The sequence below is a fragment of the Vibrio sp. Isolate23 genome, assembly GCF_022398095.1.
GTDB classification, from domain to species: domain Bacteria; phylum Pseudomonadota; class Gammaproteobacteria; order Enterobacterales; family Vibrionaceae; genus Vibrio; species Vibrio coralliilyticus_A.
Genome location: NZ_JAKEUV010000001.1, coordinates 1148758 through 1168214 on the forward strand (window position 1 = coordinate 1148758; position 19457 = coordinate 1168214).

The following is a 19457-nucleotide window of genomic DNA, read 5'->3' on the forward strand; positions in this document are numbered from 1 at the left end:
TCCCATTTTATCTCTTTGGCCTTGCTGCTAACATGGCGCTTACCCGTATCAAATATCTGATAAGACATACTACAAGATGAAAAAGCGCTTTTTACCCATTCCTCTTATCCTTCTGATTCCTATTCTCTTATTAATAGTTGTCACTATTGCCGGCCTGTATCGATTTAGTCTTTCTGATGAAGAGATCATGGCTAAGTTTCCTAATCAAGCTGCAAGTAGCGACGCTGTTATGCATTCTGTCTTTGGTATTTCAACTACTAACCCATGGACAGTGAAAGTACCTGATAGTCAGGCATATTCCTTTATGAAAAAGCTTGACCCAGAGACGGGGTTAGCCAGTGGCACATATGAAGATGGTGCTGAGCGGGGTATCATTACCGTGAATACCAAGCAGATGGTTCAGGTGACACCAACTTTATTGGCTTCGATATTGACAGTCTCAAATCAAGGCTCCGGTGTGTTCTACTATCTTGCCACATTTCATTATGACGAGTTTCGAAAGCGCATGATTTCAAGAGAAGCGCAATTTTTGGGAGACAGAATAGTGGTGGAGACACTTGAGAAGCAGCAGCACAACCTCCGTCTCATTATTAAACAACGTGATGCTGATCAATCAATGGCGCAAGAAGCAACGATTTCAACGGCTATACTTTTCAAACTGACTGGGCAAGATAGCCTAGAGCGTGTCGAGTAATCAGTGTTTAATACGGTATTGTGCATGTGGTACGGATTACTTATTATTTGGCCTAACAAGCTATGAGATGGATTTGTTATTGTCGTTAATGGAGTAAATCATGATTAATAAGCGCTTCTTTAAAACTAAAGATGAAGTTGAAGTGACGTTCGAGCTGTCGGAAGAGCAGGTTGGACAATCGGTGGCTATTGTAGCTGACTTCTTAGATTGGCAGCCAACGCAGATGAAAAAAGTGGCTAAATCAAAATCGTATAAGTTCAAAACACGTTTGCCAAAGGATAGTCAGTTCCAATTCCGTTACTTGGTGGATAACGAAAGATGGATTAACGATCCGAATGCCGATCAGTATCAACCAAACGGATTTGGTTCCGATAACGGGCTAGTTCTAACCTATAAGTAATATAAATACATATGAAAGTGAGTGATTACTATCATTCATGATGCACATCTATAAGGCGCGTTTGCGCCTTTTTTTGATCCAAACATGACATTCCCTAGGTGACAAGCCGAGTAGAAATTCGTACCCTTATGCCTTTGTTTTAACCATGTAAAAGGTCAAATTGTGCAGTCCCAAAGATTGACATCTCGCTTTAGAGAGCTCTCCAAGTCGAGAAAAGTGATGCTTTTGAGTCTTCCTATTGTTGCCATATTGATGCTATCTGCAACAAACAAAAGCAGCCAATATCAGCGCACTATTGATCTTTCGCTACCTGAATCGACCATCGTTAATGATTTGCTTAACGATACGGATGTGGTTCAGGAAATGCCGAATTATGAATATGTGATTCGCAAAGGCGATAATCTTAGTACGATTTTTGATCAGCTCGGCTTCGGATATAGTGAGCTGATGAAGATAATGGAAACAGATCTGAACTATCTCGCTCTGGATACGTTAAAACCGGGAAATACCCTACGATTCTGGCAAGACGCCGAAACTAAGCGGCTTGCAAAAATGGAACTTGAGTTCAGCATTGTTGAACGAGCAGTGTATAGCCTACTTGACGATGGTAGCTATGCATTTACCGATGTAAAGATTCCGGGTACTTGGAAAGAACAGGCGCTGGTGGGAGAAATTGCAGGTAGTTTTTCTCAGTCTTTACATCGTTTAGGTTTAGGTAGTGTTGAAAACGAGCAAATTGTTACTTTATTAAAAGACAAGCTTAACTTTTCCCGTGATCTGCGTGCGGGTGATGTGTTCGAGGTGGTGCTTTCCAAGCAATATGTTGGCGACCAATTGACGGGTAACAAAGAGCTCCAGGCGGTAAAAATATATAACCGTGGAAGAGAGGTAACGGCTTATCTTCACTCTGACGGTCAATATTACGATAAGAATGGTAATAGCCTTCAGCGCGCTTTCCAGCGTAAGCCTGTGAGTGGTCATTATCGCCTAAGCTCTAATTTTAACCCTACGCGTAAGCACCCTGTAACGAGGCGTATTGCGCCACATAATGGGACCGACTGGGCTACTCCAACAGGTACGCCAATTGTCTCAACGGGCGATGGTGTCGTTGTCATGACACGTAAACATCCTTATGCCGGCAATTACGTTGTCATCCAGCATGGTAGCCGCTATAAAACTCGCTATCTTCATTTGAGTAAGATTTTAGTGCGTAAAGGCCAGAAAGTTTCTCGTGGTCAGCGAATAGGTCTATCGGGTGCGACCGGCCGAGTTACAGGGCCGCATATTCACTATGAACTCATTGACCGAGGTCGACCAGTCAATGCGATGACAGCTAATATCCCAATGGCGAGCTCAGTTCCGAAAAATGAAATAATGGCTTTTAAAGCCCGCCGTGACGAGTTGGACACCATGCTTCGACAGCAAGAGATTCAACTGGCCAGTCAGAATGACTCTAAGACAACCAGTTAAATGGTTAGAGTCCAAAAAGCTCCTTCGGGAGCTTTTTTATTTGTGATACACATAAGCTTTGCATTACATAAACGTCATCAAATTGCACCAAAAAAGTGATCATATCGAGACAAATGTAAATCGATTATCTATAAATTTCACAAATTGATTTCCATCAAAATAGTAGGGTTATTGTGTGCTAGTTTGCACTTCACAATAAATAAGATTCCCTCAATCATTAATTAAAATAAGCCCTACGTAAGGAAATCAACAATGAAAAAAACTGTATGTGGCCTAGCAGTGGTTGCTGCGCTTGCTTCCGGTAATGTTCTTGCTCACCAAGAAGGTGACTTTATTGTTCGCGCGGGATTGGCGATGGTCTCTCCAAACGACAGCAGTGATAAAATCTTAGGTTCTGATAAAGAGCTTCAAGTGGACTCAGACACACAAATCGGTCTTACTTTTGGCTATATGTTTACAGATAACATTAGTTTAGAGGTGCTTGCTGCAACACCTTTCCAACATACCATTTCAACGGATTTGCTTAATCAAGATATTGGTGAAACTAAGCACTTACCACCTACGTTTATGGTTCAATACTATTTTGGTGAAGCGAACAGCGAGCTTCGTCCGTATGTCGGTGTTGGTATTAACTACACCACCTTCTTTGATGAAGGTTTTAACAGTAACGGTACAGCGGCAACTTTAAGTAATCTTAAGTTAGATGATTCTTGGGGGTTAGCAGCAAATGTAGGTTTAGATTACATGATAAACGAGGACTGGTTTATCAATGGCGCAGTTTGGTATGCGGATATCGATACAACCGCCACATTCGATCATGCAACGCTAGGTACTCAATCGGTTGATGTCTCTATTGACCCATGGGTATTTATGATTGGTGCTGGTTACAAGTTTTAATTCGTCTAGCAGGAGAAAGCCAGCGATTGTTACGCTGGCTTTTTCGTTTAACCCCTTGTTTGGAACCATTCACTCGGTACTTTTACGGCGACCACATGGCTCTGACAACAAAGTATGCCGTCAGAAAAAAGCTCACATTGAAGTTCGATCTTGCTATCTTTTGCTTCGATGATGGAAGCGATGAGCTTAACATCTTCATTAATTGAGACTGGTCTGAGAAATTTCACATCTAGGCTACCAGTCGCAAACCAAATGGTTTCTCCTGAGCCAATTTCTCTGTCTTGCATCTTATAGCCCTTGGCAATAGCGGTACAGACACAATGGCAGTCAATAATGGTAGAAATAATGCCACCGTTAAGAAAGTGTAGTGGCCCTGCGCTGTGATGAGGTAACGGTGTAAAGGTACAGACAGACTCATTGCTTCCATGCCAGTAACTTTTGATTTGCAGCCCGAGCGCATTTTCAGATCCACAGCCAAAACAATGGTTATTGGGGATCTGTTCCTGAAAGGCTTTGTTCTGTTCCATGCGGGACCCTCAGATGTCTTTGTCGAATTCATTGCACAGATTGGTACTCAGTCTAGTAAAGCAGGAGATGATTAGACTTCAAGCTAGCTTGGCAATTCTGTGAGTGTCTGCTCAAGTGTTGCTAGTGCAGTAGCAACAAACACTTATAAAGGATAATAAATTAAGAGAGATATATTCCATCATACTTATCTTTTACTGAGTTTTTTAAAAATAAAATTATAGAAATTAAATATAACGTCCTTTATGAGGTTTATGTTTGTAAACTGTTATTTTAATTGAAATGGTTAATGAGACGATTTATTTAATTGTATCAATGAAAACAACATCTTAATAAATGCCGTTCGTTATATAAGTGATTTTTTTGTTAATAGAATTTATCTCAAATTTTAGGCGGTAAATATCTCTGTTAGTGAGATCTTAAACTCATTTAATTGATTTTGTGAATGATCTTATATGAGTTGCATTTTATCTTTTGTTCGCTTTGTAAGCACATAATTAAATAGGATGTAACAGAATGAAAAACGGATATAAGCTTTCCGCACTTGCTGTCGCTATCATGGCTTCAGCATCGGTTTCAGCCAGCGTCAGTGTTGAACCAGTTCCAGCAAACTCACCTTTTATCAAAGATGTAAAAGGCAATATTGTTGAAGATTACTCGCCCAAGCCAGTTAAACCTATCGCGCCATTTTCAATGCGCATGATGAGCAACCCGTCCGCCGAACGTGGAGACTGGTTCAATGCTTCAGCGAATTACTCAAGTCTTCAAGGTGTGGGTGCTGACTATGTTTATGAGTCTCTATTACCCCCTCTAAAACCGCAGCCTGTGATTGTTGCGGTGCTTGATTCTGGTGTTGATATTGACCATGAAGATTTAAAAAACAAACTTTGGACCAATGAAGACGAAATCCCGGGTAATGGTATCGATGATGATGGCAACGGCTACATCGATGATGTTCATGGATGGAATTTCCTTGGTAACTCGCTGGGTGTGAATGTTGATCAAGACACGCTAGAAGTCACTCGTGAGTACAAAAAATACTTAGAGCTTAAAGAAGGGGGTCATTGGATCCCTCGTAAAAAGCGTGAATACTACGAGGCCGTTGAAGCAGATTACTTAGAATCGGTGGAGTATAACCAGAGTTCACTGGATCTAGTCAATTCCGCTACTGAACAAGCCAATCAGTACAAAGATCAAATTACTCAATTGACTGACCACAAAGACTTCACTGTAGATGGCTTACAAGTTTTGTTAACGCACTCTAACCCTGAAGTTGTTGAAGCGGCACAAGGTTTACTCAATGTCTTTGATTCTTGGTACTCATTCGATTACCTAGAGTCACGCAGAAGCCGTTACCAAGAATCCCTCGATTACCACTACAACCTTGATTTCGATACGCGTCGTGACATCGTAATGGATGACATCAATAACCCGTGGGAGAAGGGCTATGGTAATAATGATGTTAAAGGGCCAGTCGGTGCGCACGGTACCCACGTAGCGGGTATTATTGCCGCAGAACGTCGTAATGGTATTGGTATTGATGGTCTTGCCGATCACGCGCAAATCATGGCGGTACGCATGGTACCAAATGGTGATGAAAGGGATAAGGACATCGCGAACGCGGTTCGTTATGCTGTTGATAATGGAGCTAAAATTATCAACATGAGTTTTGGTAAGAGCTACTCACCACGTAAGTTCATTGTTGACCATGCTTTCCGTTATGCTGCGCGTAAAGGTGTGCTAATTGTACACTCAGCAGGTAATAGTCGTAATGATAACGATATTAAACCAAGTTTCCCGAACCGTTTTGCTAAGCATTCATGGTCTAAGCCAATTTCAACTTGGATGGATATCGGTGCTTCAGCGAAATATGCTGATGATTCATTAGTTGCAAGCTTCAGTAACTTTGGTCAGGAAACCGTGGATGTATTCGCGCCAGGTTACCGAGTCCTTTCTTCAACACCAGACAACAATTATGCTGCGTACAGTGGGACAAGTATGGCTGCACCAGTCGTTTCTGGTGTAGCGGCAATGGTATGGTCTCATTACCCAGACCTTTCGGCAGTCGAGCTTAAAGAACTACTGATGAGCAAAGCACGTACTTATCCTGAGTTGCTGGTTAAGAAGCCGTCTTCTCCTGAGGATCTTGTGCCATTCAGCACGTTATCTATTTCTGGTGGTGTCGTTGATGCAGAAGCGATTTTCGAAGAGCTAGAAAGCCGTTAATAGATAAAACTTTATCTAACTGGTTAAGTAGGACGCCCGATGAGTTTCATCGGGCGTTTTTCATTGGCCTTAGTAGGATCGCGACAAGCCGATATGCTGAGCGATAATGCTTTGTGCAGTTTGGTGACGGTTCAATTTAATCCATTTCGTTTGAAGCTATCTGTATAGGCTTTATCTTCCCTCATAATATGATGGCTTAACCAGTTTTTGAGAAAGCTCATCAACTCTTCACCAATGTCTTCCCCACGTTCAACCCGTTTCTGAAACGCTAGCACCTCATTGACAAGTTGGGCGTGCTTATCAATATGCTCCTGCGTTTGTTCATAGCCAATTTGAGAAAAAAGTGTTTCTTCGTACTTGAAGTGATTAGCCGTGTAGTCGATAAGGCCTTGAACGACACGCTTGATTGAAGGCAGCCCATAATTGTGTCTGAGTAAATGGTACAGCTCATTAATCAAATGAAGTAGAGTCTGATGCTGGCGGTTGATCTCATCCAACCCAATATCCAATTGATCATTCCACTCCATCAGTTTGTCGCGCTTGGCTTCTTCTTGTTGGATTTGTTTGTGATCCGTTTCGAATCTATGAAGTAAAGAGTTAATCTCACCAGATAAGTTACGAACAGTAATACTGGCACGTAATGTTTCGCGAGTAGATTGTACGTTATTGTCTGACTCTTGGGTTATTTGCTGAAGACAATGATCAAGATCTTGAGTTTGATTCAGCTGAGCTTCTGAAGAGCTAGCAATCTGCTGGCCATATGAGCGCACTTCATCAATTTGAAGGTTGAGCTCTCTGAATGTCTCCTCTGCTGTAGAAGCTAGAGCGAGAGACTTGTCCATACTAGATTTGTTTTCCTTCATTGTTTCAAGTACATCGTCAGTTTTTGCTTGAAGGTTACTGATCTTCTCATGGATTTCTTCAGTAGCTTCCTGAGTTCGCATCGCCAAAGTGCGGACTTCATCGGCGACCACAGCAAAACCACGTCCTTGCTCGCCTGCTCGTGCACTTTCAATGGCGGCATTGAGTGCCAGTAAGTTGGTTTGATCAGCAATACTGCTTATGGTCTCCATAACTTGGCTGATTTGTGTGGTTTCTTCCATTAAAGACTGAAAATGCTCATTAGAATTCTCGATGTGTTGGTTGGCGCTGTTGAGTGCTTCTTCCAGTGCCACCATGTCGCGTGAACCTTGATCGGCTTTGTATTTAGCTTCATTGGCTAACTTAGCGGTCGACTCACAATGTTCAGAGACTTGTTGGGTAATGTCTGAAAGCTGGCTGGTAATAGATTTCGCGCTGTCGACGTCTTGTTTCTGTCCGATAGCCCCAGCTTGTGATATTTCAGAATCTTCTTGAACGGTATTTGCAACATCGAGCAATCGATCGGTCGATTTTCCAAGTGCGTGAACGGTGCGAGAAATATCTTCACCAATTCGATTGACGGTACGATATAGAGAGTGTGAGTCGGGATCGTCAACTGGGATACGAATCGTGAGATCACCCTCTGAGAGTTGTCTCGCAGCACTTCGTACTTGATTAAGCATCTGACTTAAAGCATAAAACATCGCCAGCATCACGCTATGGTAAAGAATAAGAAGTAGTAGCCCAAGCCAAGCTTGAGCATGAAATAAGTATATCGCGGCGGGTAAGGCAAGAAGAGAGAAGAGCACAACCCATTGGATAGGATTGTACTGACTGAACTTTTCGGCAACACTGTTAAACATGCACCAACTCCTTGGTGGTATATTCACTGTTCTACCTAATAAACTTAGGCGAAATATTGGGATATCCCTACCTAGTAGGTGCGTATTCTTATTATTTTTTGTAAAAGCCGTCTGAATTTCTCAGACTGCCTGATGAATTTTTAGTTTTGAACCACGATCTCAGGAGCAAGATCGTCCCGTTTGTTTAACTGTTTCATCATCAGCACAGCCCCAATCATGGTGACCGCAGCCAGCATGAAGCCATATTGTGTGAGGCCGTAATGGCTTAAGAATGCGATCACCGTATAACTTATGCTTTGTGCCATGGTCGCAAACATTTGTAGACCACCATCGGCTCGACCTCTCTGCTCGACCCTAATTGTGTGGTGCATCCAGTTAGTTCGGGCAATGCGATTGAGTGCGTTAAATGAACCGAAAAACAGTGTGAATATCAATAAGTATGCTGGGTGGGCAGAGAAGCTCATACCAATCAGCATTACGGACGCTATGGCCATTGAGTAAAGCATGGTGGACTGGTGAGATGCCAGCTTGAGCAATTTGGTGACAAACAAACCTGTCATCAATGATCCTAAACCAAAGGCAATGTTGTAGCCCGCATACCAGTCTCCCGAGATCCCGATTTCTGAAAACCAGATCGGCACCAGCTTACCCAAAAAGGTCAGGATAGGATAACTCAATGCTGATAGTAATAAGAATGCGTAAAAGCGAGGCTGAGCGGTGAATATATCCTTACTCTCTTTCATTTGGCCAATAAAGGATGCGGTTTTGCTCTGACGCAATTTCTGACGATATGGCGTCACTAGATAGCTTAACGTTGATAAGCCAGACGCTGCCGCGGCAAACGCCGCGAATTCAAGCATGCCCCAGATTTGCAGTAAAACAACCCCTAATGCGCCAGCTCCCAACGTAGTGCCCTGTAGAATGATTTCCTGTTTGCCTGAAATCGCCGCGTACTCATGTGGGTCATAGTTTTCCTGCGTAAAAGCATTGTTTGTTGTCCAAGCGAGGTTACTGGAAACCCAGAACACAAGCTGTGCAGCGGCAAGTAGCCAGTTAGAATCAAAGCCGAGCCAATAGGCGATAAGAACGAATAAAGCGGTTAATGACTGCACAAGCTGAACGATAACCAAAAGCGACTTTCTTGAATGCCTGTCGATAAGAGTGGAAAACAAAGGGGTCAGGAAAAAAGAAATTGCTGTACACGCTAAGGCGACCATAGCCACAAAAGGGCCCATGCCTGGCGTTTCCAGCATGACCCAAGGTAAAGCCATCATAAATAAACCGGAAGAAATTCCATCAAAGAAACGGCCACTCAAGTAGGGCATGGTTCTATTTTTCATAATTAATTGCATTGTTATTCTCCACTGCAAGCCAACTTGGTGTTACTCTAAAACCTCAGGTTAACTTAAGGTAAAGCGCTTTTTTGTGTTTATTTAACTGAGATAGCCAGAAAGAAAGGAAGGAGAGGTATATGGAAATGACCGTCGGAGAGGTGGCAAAGCGTGCTGGGGTTAAAGTCTCTGCATTGCATTTTTACGAGCAGAAGGGGCTTATTTTCAGTTGGCGGAATCAAGGCAACCAACGTCGCTATCACCGCAGTGTGTTACGTCGAATCGCAGTAATAAAAGCGGCGCAGGAAGTCGGACTGACACTGGAAGAGATTGCCCAGTCTCTGTCTCATTTACCTAAACATCAAGCACCCAATCGTCAGCAATGGGAGCGCATGGCCTCAGGTTGGCATGATTTGCTGGATCACCGAATTCAACAGCTTAAAGCATTACAGGATGACCTTGGAGGCTGCATAGGCTGTGGCTGCTTATCGATGGAATCTTGTGCCATTTATAACCCACAGGACATCCGATCTGAAACATTCAAAGGGAAAACAATGCTCACTAATCCTGAAGAATGGTCAACCGAGGGACAAAGCGAAAGTCAGTAACAATGGTAGTGTCAGGATACTGAAGAAGTTGCCAAATAGTACCATGGATGCCACACGATTCGGCTCGATGTTAAATCGTTCTGCAAACATATAATTCATGACGGCGGGTGGTAGCATAGTAAACAGCACCATCATTTGTAACTGCATGACTGGCAGAGGGATAAAGGTATAAATTACCCAGAAAGCGGCCGCACCCGTTGCCAGAGACTGAAGAGTGCAGAAAATCCCCACTCTAAGCCCGCTCAGTCGCATATGACACATTTGCGCGCCCAGTGAGAGTAGCATTACTGGCACTGCCGCTTGGCCAAGCAACGCCGTCGCTTCATAAAGTGGTTCCCACACACCGCTCCCGCTTAGGTTAAGCACCATGGCGGCAAATGCAGCGAGAAAGACCGGCATACGAATGACTTGCTTAAAAGGGTTTCCTTCACTTAGCAGCGCGAGTCCAAGACTCACGTGGATACAGGCTGAAACAACGAACAATAGCACTGCGGATGCCAAGGCTGTATCACCGAAGGTATAGGTGAAGAGTGGAATCGCCAGATTACCACTGTTACGAAACATGTGAGGGGGAGCCCATGCTTTATAACGCAGGCCTGCAAGTTTACAGATGGGGATCATTAAAACCCCAGGCAAGAGTACCGCGATTAATGAAGCGCTGAGCAACGGGACTTGTTCGGCGTCCAACGGCATTGAGACTAATGACGAAAACACTAATGCTGGCGTAAACGCATCCATATTGATGCGGTTGATTGGGCGAAAGTCAGGCTTGAGCCAGCGTCCAACAGAAAAACCGACTAAAACCAACGCGAAGACCGGGAATAGAATCCCGATAACCTGCTCCAACATATTCGTCCTTGAATCCGATTGAGTACTTTAAGCAAAGTACCTGATAAATGGATAATTTAACGCGATGAGATTAACAAAAGCTTTGTTGCGTTCAGATGCCTTACTTCTGAGTGTGTATGTCGGTTGAGATTCAATGCCTGAACGAAGAGTTGCTCAGGCATTGAGGGATAATTACAGAGAAGGGTTTAGGATTGCTTGAGTGCGCTCAAAGACATCAAGGCCTTGTTGTTTCAGCCAGTATGGAAGATCAATCAAGACCCAGTTTTCAGACAGTTTGTCACCGTCACGGTAGTACACGTCAACCACCTGCATGTCAGCACGGATTTCACCACCTGTCATTCCAAGGAAGCCTCCAATTGGCGTATTGGAAAGATTTGGCCAACCGAAGAAGCAAGAGAAGTTACCTTCTGCGAATCGACAAACGTGACCGTTGAACTTCTTGTCTTTCAAGTTATTGCGGAATGGCAGCTGATGCTGTTGTTGGTAACGCGGAATTGTGTAAGAAGCGCCGATACCACACGGACCATACCAAATCATGTCTTTTGACCAACTTTTTTCGAGAACTTCTGGTGGGCACCCCATAGCGCCGCTATCGTTCAGTGAAGATAGGTCATCGACCATTTTGTTAACCAAGTCGAGAGTTGCTTGGCCTTCTTCCGGTTGGGCATCTTCAAATAGCAGGCCGTCATGATTACGTGGCCCAGGATAAACAAAATGCTGACCAGTTGAAGGAGGAAGTGGGTAACAGCCAGCTTGCTCCATCATGCCAAGCAGATCGAGGAACAAACCTGTTTTTGTGATCTTACCGTTTTCTACGCAGTTAAACTCAGCGTAGCGAACGTTCATGATCTTCCCTGTTGGGCGCATCCCGAGGTACTCTGCATCGAATAGGCCCATAAAGTGCCCCATGCTCATTACCCAAATTTCATCAGGATTGATTTCGTTGTTACCGCCAATAAAAATATCCTGACGGCGCTGCATGCGTGTTATTGATTTCATTAACGGTGTCCAGAAAACCTCAGCGGCAGCTTGAGCTCCTTCTTGCTCGCGAAAAGGGTAGACTCCGCGCCATAAGTAATCTTCTGAGGTATATGCTTTTAGTACTTCTGCAACATTCTCATGAGTCGCGTTTTCCATTGCGTCGAAATAATCACGCACGACGCGTTTTGCTTCTTGATATTTAGCCATAATTTGCTCTCTTGATACGTCGAGCCAGATGTTGGAACAGGACTCGAAAAGTTTTTGGAACCGGCCCAGTGTTCAGGCCGGAAAATCTGATTCAGTTATGCTTGAGCGGTTTGCGCTCGTTTCTTCTTGTCGAATAAGCCACCTTTCAAGGTTTCTGGCAGTGATAGCCAGAGCAAGCCTGCGACAATCCATACAATCGGTGAGCCCCACATAGCAGTTTGTAGGTCGGTACGTTCCTGAATAAAGATCAATACCATTGGCGCCCACATGCCGATGATTCGACCACCATGGAACAGAGCAGCGCCATAGCTGCGAAGGTGTGCAGGGAATAGCTCAGAGAAATAGCCACCCCATACTGCTGACGAAGATAAGCCGAAATTGTAAATTAAACCGAGGATAGCCAGCATGTTCAGGCTTCCGATCATGACATCACTTGGAGCGATGAAGAACACTGACGCCATCACACCTGCAAGGATGAAACCAAACGCGTTCACTTTTCGTCCATATTTGTCGGCGATTGCTCCCCAAACCCAGGCTCCAAATAGAGACCCAAAAGCAGAAATGGAGAAGATGACTCCGATAGTGGCTCCATCAAACTGACGAACTTCTTTCAGGTAAGTGGTTACGAAGCCGCTGAAGAATTGGAAGCCATAGAAGTTAAGGCCTGCCAATAAAAGACAGGTGACGGTCAAGGTGCGATAGGGCTTGCTGAGCATTTCTCCCCAAGAACCTTGTTTAGCTGGAGTGGATGTGCCTGATTCAGAAATCTGCTCCTCTTCACCATAGGCGATGACCTTTTTGTCACTTGGTAGGACAAAAATCATCGCTACTGCGGCGACTAATGGAGGGATACCGCCGACCCACATCAAGCTTTCCCATGGAGCATCAATGCTGGAAATGAACGCTGCATAAGCCCCCATCACCATCAGAGCGACTGAGAACATCGATGAAGCAAATGCCGTTAGCTTACCTCGGACCGTTGGGGTAAATAGGCCAATCATTAAGCTGACTGCCACCGTAAAGTAGCCACCCAACGATAATCCAATAATGAATCGCATCGCTGCCCAGGTTGTGTAGTCGGTAAACATCATATTGATGATGGTGGCACCGCCGTTTAGAGCTGTGATGGTAATCAAAGTTGATTTTTTACCAAACTTGGTCGCAAACCAGGCACAACTCAACGCCCCGATCAGCGCGCCTACTGACTGCCAGGTGTAGAATTGAGCAGTATCAGACAGGCTAATGCCGTCATAGGCTTCAACAATGTATGGGCGTACGTAGTCAATAATTACAAAGTTATAACAATAGAAAAAGTATCCGACTAGTATCGCTAGATAGGCGGTGACCCTTTGAATTATAGGAACTTCGCTCATGTGTTTTTTCGAATTCATGACCGATAAACCTCTATTTTACTCGGTTTTTTAGTTTTGTAAGTCAGAATTAAAACGATCGTTCTCGGATCTGACCACTCTGTATTTCGCTGTGGATCATAGTTTTTTTGCTGTGATTGGATCCGTGATCAAAATCAACTTTAAAATGAGTGCGTACCCATTTTGTTATTTTTGGTGATCAAGATCGACATTTTGAGTGTTATAACAGTTACTGTGCGAAAAGCAATCAAATCAAGTGACAGTAATCACAGTAATGGTGAAGAAATGCCTAGTGTCAGATCCTTTTAAGTATGATGAGTATGTGATTTACGGCATTATGCTATCAGGTGAAATTTTAAAATGGTTACGTACTCAAGCTTTGCAATTATTGCTGTTTATATATTTATAACCATACTGATCAGCTACTTAGTTAATAAACGTGGCCGTGCTGGTGGGGATTTTTCTACTGGAGATAAGCAGTTTGGTTGGTTTACTGCTGGGGTTTCGATTCTCGCGACTTACATTAGCGCAATGACGTTTGTAGGAATGCCAGGTTGGGTGTACAGCTCGGGTATGGAAGCGATGAGTATCCACCTCAACTATCCCATCGTAATTTTCTTTGCGGTTATTTTCTTTGTTCCTGTGTTCTATAAGCTCGGTCTGACCTCAATTTATGAGTATCTAGAGCTGCGCTTCGGTGTTTATGCCAGAACGATCAACTCAATGGTGTTTCTGATTGTTCAGTGTATTTCTGCTGGCGTGATCCTGTATGCCGTCGCCCTGATTCTTGTCCAGGTCCTGCCCGTTTCTATTTCCGAAGCTATTATCTATATCAGTCTTTTTACTGCTTGCTACACCTATGCGGGTGGTATATCAACAGTCATCTGGACAGACATGCTTCAATCTGTGGTGTTAGTAATGGGAAGTATTGCCATACTGGTTATCTTACTGATGGATATCAATACCGCAGAGCACCTTTCGAAGCAGTACCTCAATATTATCAATGCAGACTTTGATCTGGGTATTGATACAACGTTATGGGCAGGGGTGGTTGCTGTGAGCTTTCTACATTTAAGTGTTTATGGCACCAATCAGCTCATTATTCAAAGAACATTGGCAACCAAAAATGAACACACTGCGCAGAAGTCGATGCTGCTGTGTGGGTATGGCGCCTTTTTCATTTATCTCTTTTTTGCCTTGATCGGCGTATTGCTCAGTGTGTTTTATCAAGATCAAAGCTTTGATAATAGTAATGAAGTGATTCTAGATTTCGTTTTTAACCATACAAATCCAGTCGTTGTAGGTTTGATTATTTCGGCATTGGCTGCCGCTGCGATGTCGACGTTGGACTCTACTTACAACTCAATGGCAACAGTGGCTACATTCGATATCTATAAACGTTTTATTCAACGCGACGCAACAGCTCAGCACTACCAGTCAGTTGCGCGTAAGACGAGCCTTCTTTCTGCGGCGATGGTCGTCGTGCCTGCGTTACTGGCAGTATCCAATGAATCTGTTTTGAAAACTATTGCCAGCCTCACGTCCATTTTTGTCGGCATTCGACTAGGCTCATTTGTGCTTGGTTTGTTTTGGTCTAGGTCGAACGAGATAGGGGTGATTGTAGGCAGTATTACCAGTGTATTTGCCGTGTTTGCAGCGAGGTATGCAGAGGTGGCTTGGCCTTGGTTTGCCCCCATTGGCACTATAGTTTTTCTAGCGTTTGGTATTGTTTCGAGCCGCTTTTGGGGCCGAAATTCTTCCGAACAAGTCACCTTTATTCAAAATCAAAAGCATCTTTTTGCAACGCCTAACATCAGCCATTACGGTTTGCTGCTGTTTGCCATCATTACTGTCTCTGCCAGTTTCATTCTTCCAGACTGGTTGTATACAGCTCTTCAATAGTATTCGTTATCGATTAATAGAATTTCTAGAGCATTAGTGAAGTTACTTACTGGGTTACCTACCATCTCGTCGTAGGCACTGGTATGCCGCATGAATTGCTTAGTGACATTTAACTTTGAACATTTCTTTTGCATTTCAACCACTGATAAGGCTTTCAGTATTTGCCCCTGCTCATCCGCTACATAATATTCTTCCTCATCTATCACAACAGATGCCTGATACAACGACAAATCCAGAGAGTGAATAATCAACTTATCAATAAAGAAGAACTTTTCTAGCTTACTCAAACTCATTTTCACTGCGCTCACCATTTGTGTCTAATTAACTGATGGGTTATATCGATTGTTCGTACCAGCTTTGATACGAAGAATACGGTGAAAAAGATTAACCTCATCTCGCTAACGCGACCAATGGTTCACAGTTCAATACAGCCGCAAACACGCGTGTGTAAGGGACCAATGATCTGATGGAATACGTGAGCCGTAGAAAGAGTTCGAATTATGAATTTTGGAGAGTACATTATGCTGAAGCCAACCTTGGTAGTGACTGCGATATTGTTTCTGCTTCTTTCCTATTTAGCGGCTTAACTATGTGCTATTAACTGATGTCGTAGAGGATTCAAATGATAAATAATGAAAGATAAAAATTTTACCAAGTCTCAACTCTCTGCCATGGATGAACGAAAGAGAGCTAGGCTAATAAACAGTTTGTCTGGCTTTAAAAGCGCTAATTTAATTGGAACCCAAGATGAACAGGCCAACAACAACCTTGCGATTGTTAGTTCGGTTGTCCATATTGGTTCTTCGCCTCCCCTTCTTGGTTTTGTCAGTAGGCCAAATACCGTTGACAGGCACACTCTTGAGAACGTCTTGCAATCTGGTTTTTTCTCTATCAACTCGGTGGGATCAGACATTGCAAGAGCAGCACATCAAACATCAGCACGGTACTCAAGGACGCAGTCAGAGTTTGATGAGACAGGGCTAACACCGTACTTTTCTGAGTATTTTCCCGCTCCATATGTGTTGGAGAGCAACTTAAAAATCGGTTTAAAGCTCAGTGAATACATTGATATCACTTCAAACGGTACGTGCTTAATTATTGGAGAAGTTGAGGAAATCCTGATACCGGATCAGTTTATCCAACCAGATGGATACGTCGACATCGAATCGATGGAGTCGGTCACTATATCTGGGCTAGATAGTTACCATGTAACTCAAAGGTTGTATCGACTTAGCTATGCAAAGCCCGGTTTACCATTACACCCACTGACGTTAGAAGGGGATCCTTCTTCTTGGTTAGCTTTGAAATCTGAAACGGATTTATAGAATTCAATGATATTATTAATACATCTCTCAGAATAACGCCTAAGTTTTATTCACCTTGTCAACTAATTAGTTAATAAGTATTAGATTGCTCCCATAAATGACTTTTATATAAGTTGTTAATATGTATAATCACCGCGTTTTATAACTAAATTGTCAGTTGTTGGAGTAACAATGTTTAGAAGCTCTATAGTTAGTGCTTTAGTACTAGTCGCACTAACTGGTTGTCAGAGCACAAACACGTCTGTACAAAAGGATGCGAATAACCTAAATAAACAGTTCGAGATTGATGTCAATAATACTACTTATAATATGGCGTTCGATCAGTCTCAATCTATGGTGACATCTGTTGAGTATATTTCTCGTGAGCAATCAAAAGGGATATACACTAAAAAGGCGAAAAGTGGTCTGTGGTCGCAAGAGAAAGTTGAGCATCAAACTCAGCTATTAAATTCTCTTTATTCGAATGGTGCATTTATTGTACGAGTATACGGTGAAACAATTAACTCGGTTAGCCGCGATTTGTACAAAGTTAAATTAGTGCAAGATGGAAAAGTCGTACAGCGCGGTGTATTTGATGCTGTTGGTGACGTACCGAATATGGATTACCCATCACGCCTGTGGCGTAACGATTCCAAACTTGCGACCAATGGTTTAGATACCAGTGAGCCTTTTGAAATCCAGGTAATTACTGGTGAAAACATCGAAAGGTATCATTATCAGCCGAATGTTAAAGGCTGATAAATAGCTTAAATTCTTGAGCACGGTTGAATGTGCTCAAGAATGTTTCACTTCTTTTTACATTCCATACTGAAATGGCTTTCCTGCCTCCACCATATCCCGATGTATTGGCTTTAGTGCATGCGCATAAGCGGATAATAGCTTCATCGTATACTCACTACGACCATGAAAGTTCACATCATTTACGCTCCCATCTGGATTGAACAGACTTTCCACGTTGCGAAAGATTAAGTGATCCGGAATAAAGCACACGTGATTATTCTTACTGCCGGTTAAACGAAGCTCACTAATAGGATAAACCCCATTAACACTGGCCGAGATACTGACGGCTAAAGCAGGTTTGTGTGCCATCTCTTTAGCAGTCGATAGCATTAAAAAGTTCTTTAGAGCTGGTGTTGCCATGCCGTGCCACTCTGGGGTGATGAAAACAAACGCATCACTGTCTTGTAGCTGGGTGGCAATCTTTCGCCAAGGAGCCCATTCCTCACTACCCGTCCATACACCTTCATTCCATAACGGTAAATTGAGCTGGTGGAGATCGAGAATATCGATATTCGTAAAATCAGCTTCTGCTAGTGTCGATAAATAATGAGCTGCTTTTAGGCTTTGTGAGTCAGCACGTTGGCTGCCTGAGACAATAGTAAGTTTCATGCGAGTTCCTCTCGATTAAATGAAGTATTGGTTTTTTCTGTTGAATGTGATGGTGAAGATGTAGCCAGTAGAATCGAAATTAATACGCTTAACGCTCCGATAAGCTGTAGCCAAGTCAGTGTTTGGTCGAGAAATAGGTAGCCGAGCGTCACAGCTGAAACGCTACTGAGAAAACCAAGGAATGAGACCGAAACTGTACTGAGCTTTTCAATTCCACGGAACCAAAGTGAGTAGGCGAGCATGGCGCCAACAATCGCTAAATAGCTGTAACCGATAACATTTGTAAGTGTAATTTGTTGGGGGAGCCCCTCGGCACTGATGGCGACAGGGAGTAGCATCAGCCCGCCAAACAACAATTGCCATCCAGTGAAGCTCAGTAAGGACATATTTTCAGGTCGTCCCCACTTTTTTGTTAACACTACGCCTAGTGCCATGCTAATGGTACCGAGCAGCCCCATAACAACTCCCGAGGTATTGAGTTGACCAGGGTTATTGACGACGAGCATTGCGATGCCACCTATCCCTAAACCGCTGGCTATCAACTGAATCGCTGTTAGCTTGTTTCTTAGTAGTACCACACTCAGCCCCATGACCAATATAGGTTGTATGGACATGATCAATGCTGCCATTCCACCGGGTAAGTAAGTGGCGGCATAGAATAAGCAGTAGAAGAAGAACCCGATATTGAGCAAGCCAAGTAGAGCCAATTTGGACCACCAACTTCCCCTCGGAACAGTGCGAGAAAATAACACTAATAATATTCCGGCAGGCAAAGCACGTAGCATTGAGGCCAGTAAAGGGCTGTTTTTAGGTAACAGTTCGGTTGTAACGATGTAAGTGCTACCCCAAACAATTGGAGCGAGGGCCGTCATCGCTAATGTAATGAATAATTGAGTACGCCTCATGTGTGCCTCCATCCGAGCATTTGTCTTTATAAAAAGTATCTCTTGTGAAAGATACTTTTTATAAAGTAATGGAGTTTTATCTTTTTATCAAGTATCTTTTTGAAAAGATAAAATTGGAGAGGTAAAAAATGCAAGATCCTGTTGATCGTATATTGAGTCAGTGGAGTGATGTTAAACCTGAATTGGATTGTTCTGACATGGGGATTGTTGGGCGCTTAATGCGTGTTCACGGACTGTGGCATAACCGGTTGGAACAGGTGTTTAAAAACCACCAATTAAGTATGCTGGAGTTTGATATTCTTGCGACATTGATGAGAAATCAGCAACCACTGACACCAACAGAAATGTACAAAACCTTGATGGTCTCATCAGGAGCGATGAGTACTCGGATTGAAAAGTTGGTCCAACGAGGCTTGGTTGAGCGATTAGCAAGCGGCGATGACAGACGCAGTTGTAAAGTAGCGCTTACCGAGCAGGGTGCTCAATTAGTCGATGATGCCTTGGCGTCGCACTTATCAAATATGAACGGAATGTTGAACATGTTTGATGAACAAGAAAAAGAGCAGCTCGCCAGTATGTTGCGAAAAATCTTACTCGCCAATCAATAAACATCACATCAAATGAGAGCGGCTCGTAAGGGAGTCACTTTGTTAC

19 protein-coding genes are annotated in these 19457 nt (G+C 43.3%); 10 read left to right on the plus strand and 9 right to left on the minus strand.

Translation table 11 applies throughout. From position 1 onward, the window contains the following. The first annotated feature begins 76 nt into the window (after window positions 1-76). From L1D31_RS05155 to ompW, 4 genes are all read left to right on the plus strand, one after another. A complete protein-coding gene (locus tag L1D31_RS05155) occupies window positions 77-694 on the plus strand; it encodes a hypothetical protein (RefSeq protein WP_239835989.1) in 618 nt (205 codons plus the stop codon). Window positions 695-794: 100 nt separating this feature from the next. Beyond that, window positions 795-1094: an isoamylase early set domain-containing protein gene (locus L1D31_RS05160; RefSeq protein WP_239835990.1), complete on the plus strand. Its 300-nt coding sequence runs from the start codon at window positions 795-797 to the stop codon at window positions 1092-1094. Window positions 1095-1313: 219 nt separating this feature from the next. Beyond that, a complete protein-coding gene (locus L1D31_RS05165) occupies window positions 1314-2564 on the plus strand; it encodes a peptidoglycan DD-metalloendopeptidase family protein (protein WP_239836388.1) in 1251 nt (416 codons plus the stop codon). A 252-nt stretch (window positions 2565-2816) separates the two neighbouring features. Next, a complete protein-coding gene (gene ompW, locus L1D31_RS05170) occupies window positions 2817-3461 on the plus strand; it encodes an outer membrane protein OmpW (RefSeq protein WP_239835991.1) in 645 nt (214 codons plus the stop codon). Window positions 3462-3508: 47 nt separating this feature from the next. On the opposite strand, the gene L1D31_RS05175 is transcribed toward ompW, so the two are convergent. Beyond that, window positions 3509-3988: a PaaI family thioesterase gene (locus L1D31_RS05175; protein ID WP_239835992.1), complete on the minus strand. Its 480-nt coding sequence runs from the start codon at window positions 3986-3988 to the stop codon at window positions 3509-3511. Window positions 3989-4502: 514 nt separating this feature from the next. Between L1D31_RS05175 and L1D31_RS05180 the strand changes: the two genes are divergently transcribed. Continuing rightward, window positions 4503-6212 (plus strand): S8 family peptidase, encoded by a 1710-nt coding sequence (locus L1D31_RS05180; RefSeq protein WP_239835993.1) that lies wholly within the window; start codon window positions 4503-4505, stop codon window positions 6210-6212. A gap of 131 nt (window positions 6213-6343) precedes the next feature. Here L1D31_RS05180 and L1D31_RS05185 read toward each other — a convergent pair whose 3' ends face one another. Together L1D31_RS05185 and L1D31_RS05190 are read right to left on the minus strand one after the other, a co-directional pair. Further along, window positions 6344-7936 carry a bacteriohemerythrin gene (locus L1D31_RS05185; RefSeq protein WP_239835994.1) on the minus strand — a complete coding sequence of 531 codons (1593 nt, stop codon included), beginning with the start codon at window positions 7934-7936 and terminating at the stop codon, window positions 6344-6346. Between the two features lie 140 nt (window positions 7937-8076). Further along, complete coding sequence (locus L1D31_RS05190; RefSeq protein ID WP_239835995.1) at window positions 8077-9288, minus strand: MFS transporter; 1212 nt, start codon at window positions 9286-9288, stop codon at window positions 8077-8079. 119 nt (window positions 9289-9407) lie between these two features. On the opposite strand from L1D31_RS05190, the gene soxR reads away from it, so the two are divergent. Then, window positions 9408-9875: a redox-sensitive transcriptional activator SoxR gene (gene soxR / locus L1D31_RS05195; protein WP_239835996.1), complete on the plus strand. Its 468-nt coding sequence runs from the start codon at window positions 9408-9410 to the stop codon at window positions 9873-9875. On the opposite strand, the gene L1D31_RS05200 is transcribed toward soxR, so the two are convergent. The 3 genes from L1D31_RS05200 to L1D31_RS05210 all read right to left on the minus strand — a co-directional run bounded on the left by L1D31_RS05200 (window position 9846) and on the right by L1D31_RS05210 (window position 13303). Then, window positions 9846-10724 (minus strand): AEC family transporter, encoded by an 879-nt coding sequence (locus L1D31_RS05200; RefSeq protein ID WP_239835997.1) that lies wholly within the window; start codon window positions 10722-10724, stop codon window positions 9846-9848. The genes soxR and L1D31_RS05200 overlap by 30 nt on opposite strands. Before the next feature lie 171 nt (window positions 10725-10895). Beyond that, on the minus strand, window positions 10896-11912 hold the full coding sequence (locus L1D31_RS05205; RefSeq protein WP_239835998.1) for an ester cyclase: 1017 nt from the start codon (window positions 11910-11912) through the stop codon (window positions 10896-10898). Between the two features lie 95 nt (window positions 11913-12007). Beyond that, the gene (locus L1D31_RS05210; protein WP_239835999.1) at window positions 12008-13303 is read right to left on the minus strand and encodes an MFS transporter; all 1296 of its coding nucleotides are present in this window, start codon (window positions 13301-13303) and stop codon (window positions 12008-12010) included. Between the two features lie 339 nt (window positions 13304-13642). Here L1D31_RS05210 and L1D31_RS05215 point away from each other — a divergent pair, with 339 nt between their 5' ends. Continuing rightward, complete coding sequence (locus tag L1D31_RS05215; RefSeq protein WP_239836000.1) at window positions 13643-15184, plus strand: sodium/solute symporter; 1542 nt, start codon at window positions 13643-13645, stop codon at window positions 15182-15184. On the opposite strand, the gene L1D31_RS05220 is transcribed toward L1D31_RS05215, so the two are convergent. Beyond that, window positions 15178-15483: a DUF6482 family protein gene (locus L1D31_RS05220; RefSeq protein ID WP_239836001.1), complete on the minus strand. Its 306-nt coding sequence runs from the start codon at window positions 15481-15483 to the stop codon at window positions 15178-15180. The genes L1D31_RS05215 and L1D31_RS05220 overlap by 7 nt on opposite strands. Before the next feature lie 333 nt (window positions 15484-15816). Here L1D31_RS05220 and L1D31_RS05225 point away from each other — a divergent pair, with 333 nt between their 5' ends. Together L1D31_RS05225 and L1D31_RS05230 are read left to right on the plus strand one after the other, a co-directional pair. Next, window positions 15817-16509, plus strand: coding sequence for a flavin reductase (locus tag L1D31_RS05225; protein ID WP_239836002.1), 693 nt, complete (start codon window positions 15817-15819; stop codon window positions 16507-16509). Between the two features lie 171 nt (window positions 16510-16680). Further along, entirely contained in the window at window positions 16681-17247 is a 567-nt protein-coding gene (locus tag L1D31_RS05230; RefSeq protein WP_045985990.1) for a hypothetical protein, read from the plus strand. A 57-nt stretch (window positions 17248-17304) separates the two neighbouring features. Here the strand turns inward: L1D31_RS05230 and L1D31_RS05235 are convergent, their stop codons facing one another. Together L1D31_RS05235 and L1D31_RS05240 are read right to left on the minus strand one after the other, a co-directional pair. Next, window positions 17305-17898, minus strand: coding sequence for an NAD(P)H-dependent oxidoreductase (locus tag L1D31_RS05235; RefSeq protein ID WP_239836003.1), 594 nt, complete (start codon window positions 17896-17898; stop codon window positions 17305-17307). Further along, window positions 17895-18803 (minus strand): EamA family transporter, encoded by a 909-nt coding sequence (locus L1D31_RS05240; RefSeq protein ID WP_239836004.1) that lies wholly within the window; start codon window positions 18801-18803, stop codon window positions 17895-17897. The genes L1D31_RS05235 and L1D31_RS05240 overlap by 4 nt, the downstream gene beginning before the upstream one ends. Before the next feature lie 128 nt (window positions 18804-18931). Here L1D31_RS05240 and L1D31_RS05245 point away from each other — a divergent pair, with 128 nt between their 5' ends. Continuing rightward, a complete protein-coding gene (locus tag L1D31_RS05245; protein ID WP_239836005.1) occupies window positions 18932-19411 on the plus strand; it encodes a MarR family transcriptional regulator in 480 nt (159 codons plus the stop codon). Window positions 19412-19457: the final 46 nt, after the last annotated feature.

Coding starts and splice junctions, on each gene's coding strand:
- L1D31_RS05160 (WP_239835990.1), top strand. CDS start 795: ATGATTAATAAGCGCTTCTTTAAAACTAAAGATGAAGTTGAAGTGACG.
- L1D31_RS05215 (WP_239836000.1), top strand. CDS start 13,643: ATGGTTACGTACTCAAGCTTTGCAATTATTGCTGTTTATATATTTATA.
- L1D31_RS05165 (WP_239836388.1), top strand. CDS start 1,314: ATGCTTTTGAGTCTTCCTATTGTTGCCATATTGATGCTATCTGCAACA.
- L1D31_RS05230 (WP_045985990.1), top strand. CDS start 16,681: ATGTTTAGAAGCTCTATAGTTAGTGCTTTAGTACTAGTCGCACTAACT.
- L1D31_RS05225 (WP_239836002.1), top strand. CDS start 15,817: ATGAAAGATAAAAATTTTACCAAGTCTCAACTCTCTGCCATGGATGAA.
- L1D31_RS05175 (WP_239835992.1), bottom strand. CDS start 3,988: ATGGAACAGAACAAAGCCTTTCAGGAACAGATCCCCAATAACCATTGT.
- L1D31_RS05205 (WP_239835998.1), bottom strand. CDS start 11,912: ATGGCTAAATATCAAGAAGCAAAACGCGTCGTGCGTGATTATTTCGAC.
- L1D31_RS05155 (WP_239835989.1), top strand. CDS start 77: ATGAAAAAGCGCTTTTTACCCATTCCTCTTATCCTTCTGATTCCTATT.
- L1D31_RS05210 (WP_239835999.1), bottom strand. CDS start 13,303: ATGAATTCGAAAAAACACATGAGCGAAGTTCCTATAATTCAAAGGGTC.
- L1D31_RS05185 (WP_239835994.1), bottom strand. CDS start 7,936: ATGTTTAACAGTGTTGCCGAAAAGTTCAGTCAGTACAATCCTATCCAA.
- L1D31_RS05180 (WP_239835993.1), top strand. CDS start 4,503: ATGAAAAACGGATATAAGCTTTCCGCACTTGCTGTCGCTATCATGGCT.
- L1D31_RS05200 (WP_239835997.1), bottom strand. CDS start 10,724: ATGTTGGAGCAGGTTATCGGGATTCTATTCCCGGTCTTCGCGTTGGTT.
- L1D31_RS05245 (WP_239836005.1), top strand. CDS start 18,932: ATGCAAGATCCTGTTGATCGTATATTGAGTCAGTGGAGTGATGTTAAA.
- soxR (WP_239835996.1), top strand. CDS start 9,408: ATGGAAATGACCGTCGGAGAGGTGGCAAAGCGTGCTGGGGTTAAAGTC.
- ompW (WP_239835991.1), top strand. CDS start 2,817: ATGAAAAAAACTGTATGTGGCCTAGCAGTGGTTGCTGCGCTTGCTTCC.
- L1D31_RS05190 (WP_239835995.1), bottom strand. CDS start 9,288: ATGCAATTAATTATGAAAAATAGAACCATGCCCTACTTGAGTGGCCGT.
- L1D31_RS05240 (WP_239836004.1), bottom strand. CDS start 18,803: ATGAGGCGTACTCAATTATTCATTACATTAGCGATGACGGCCCTCGCT.
- L1D31_RS05235 (WP_239836003.1), bottom strand. CDS start 17,898: ATGAAACTTACTATTGTCTCAGGCAGCCAACGTGCTGACTCACAAAGC.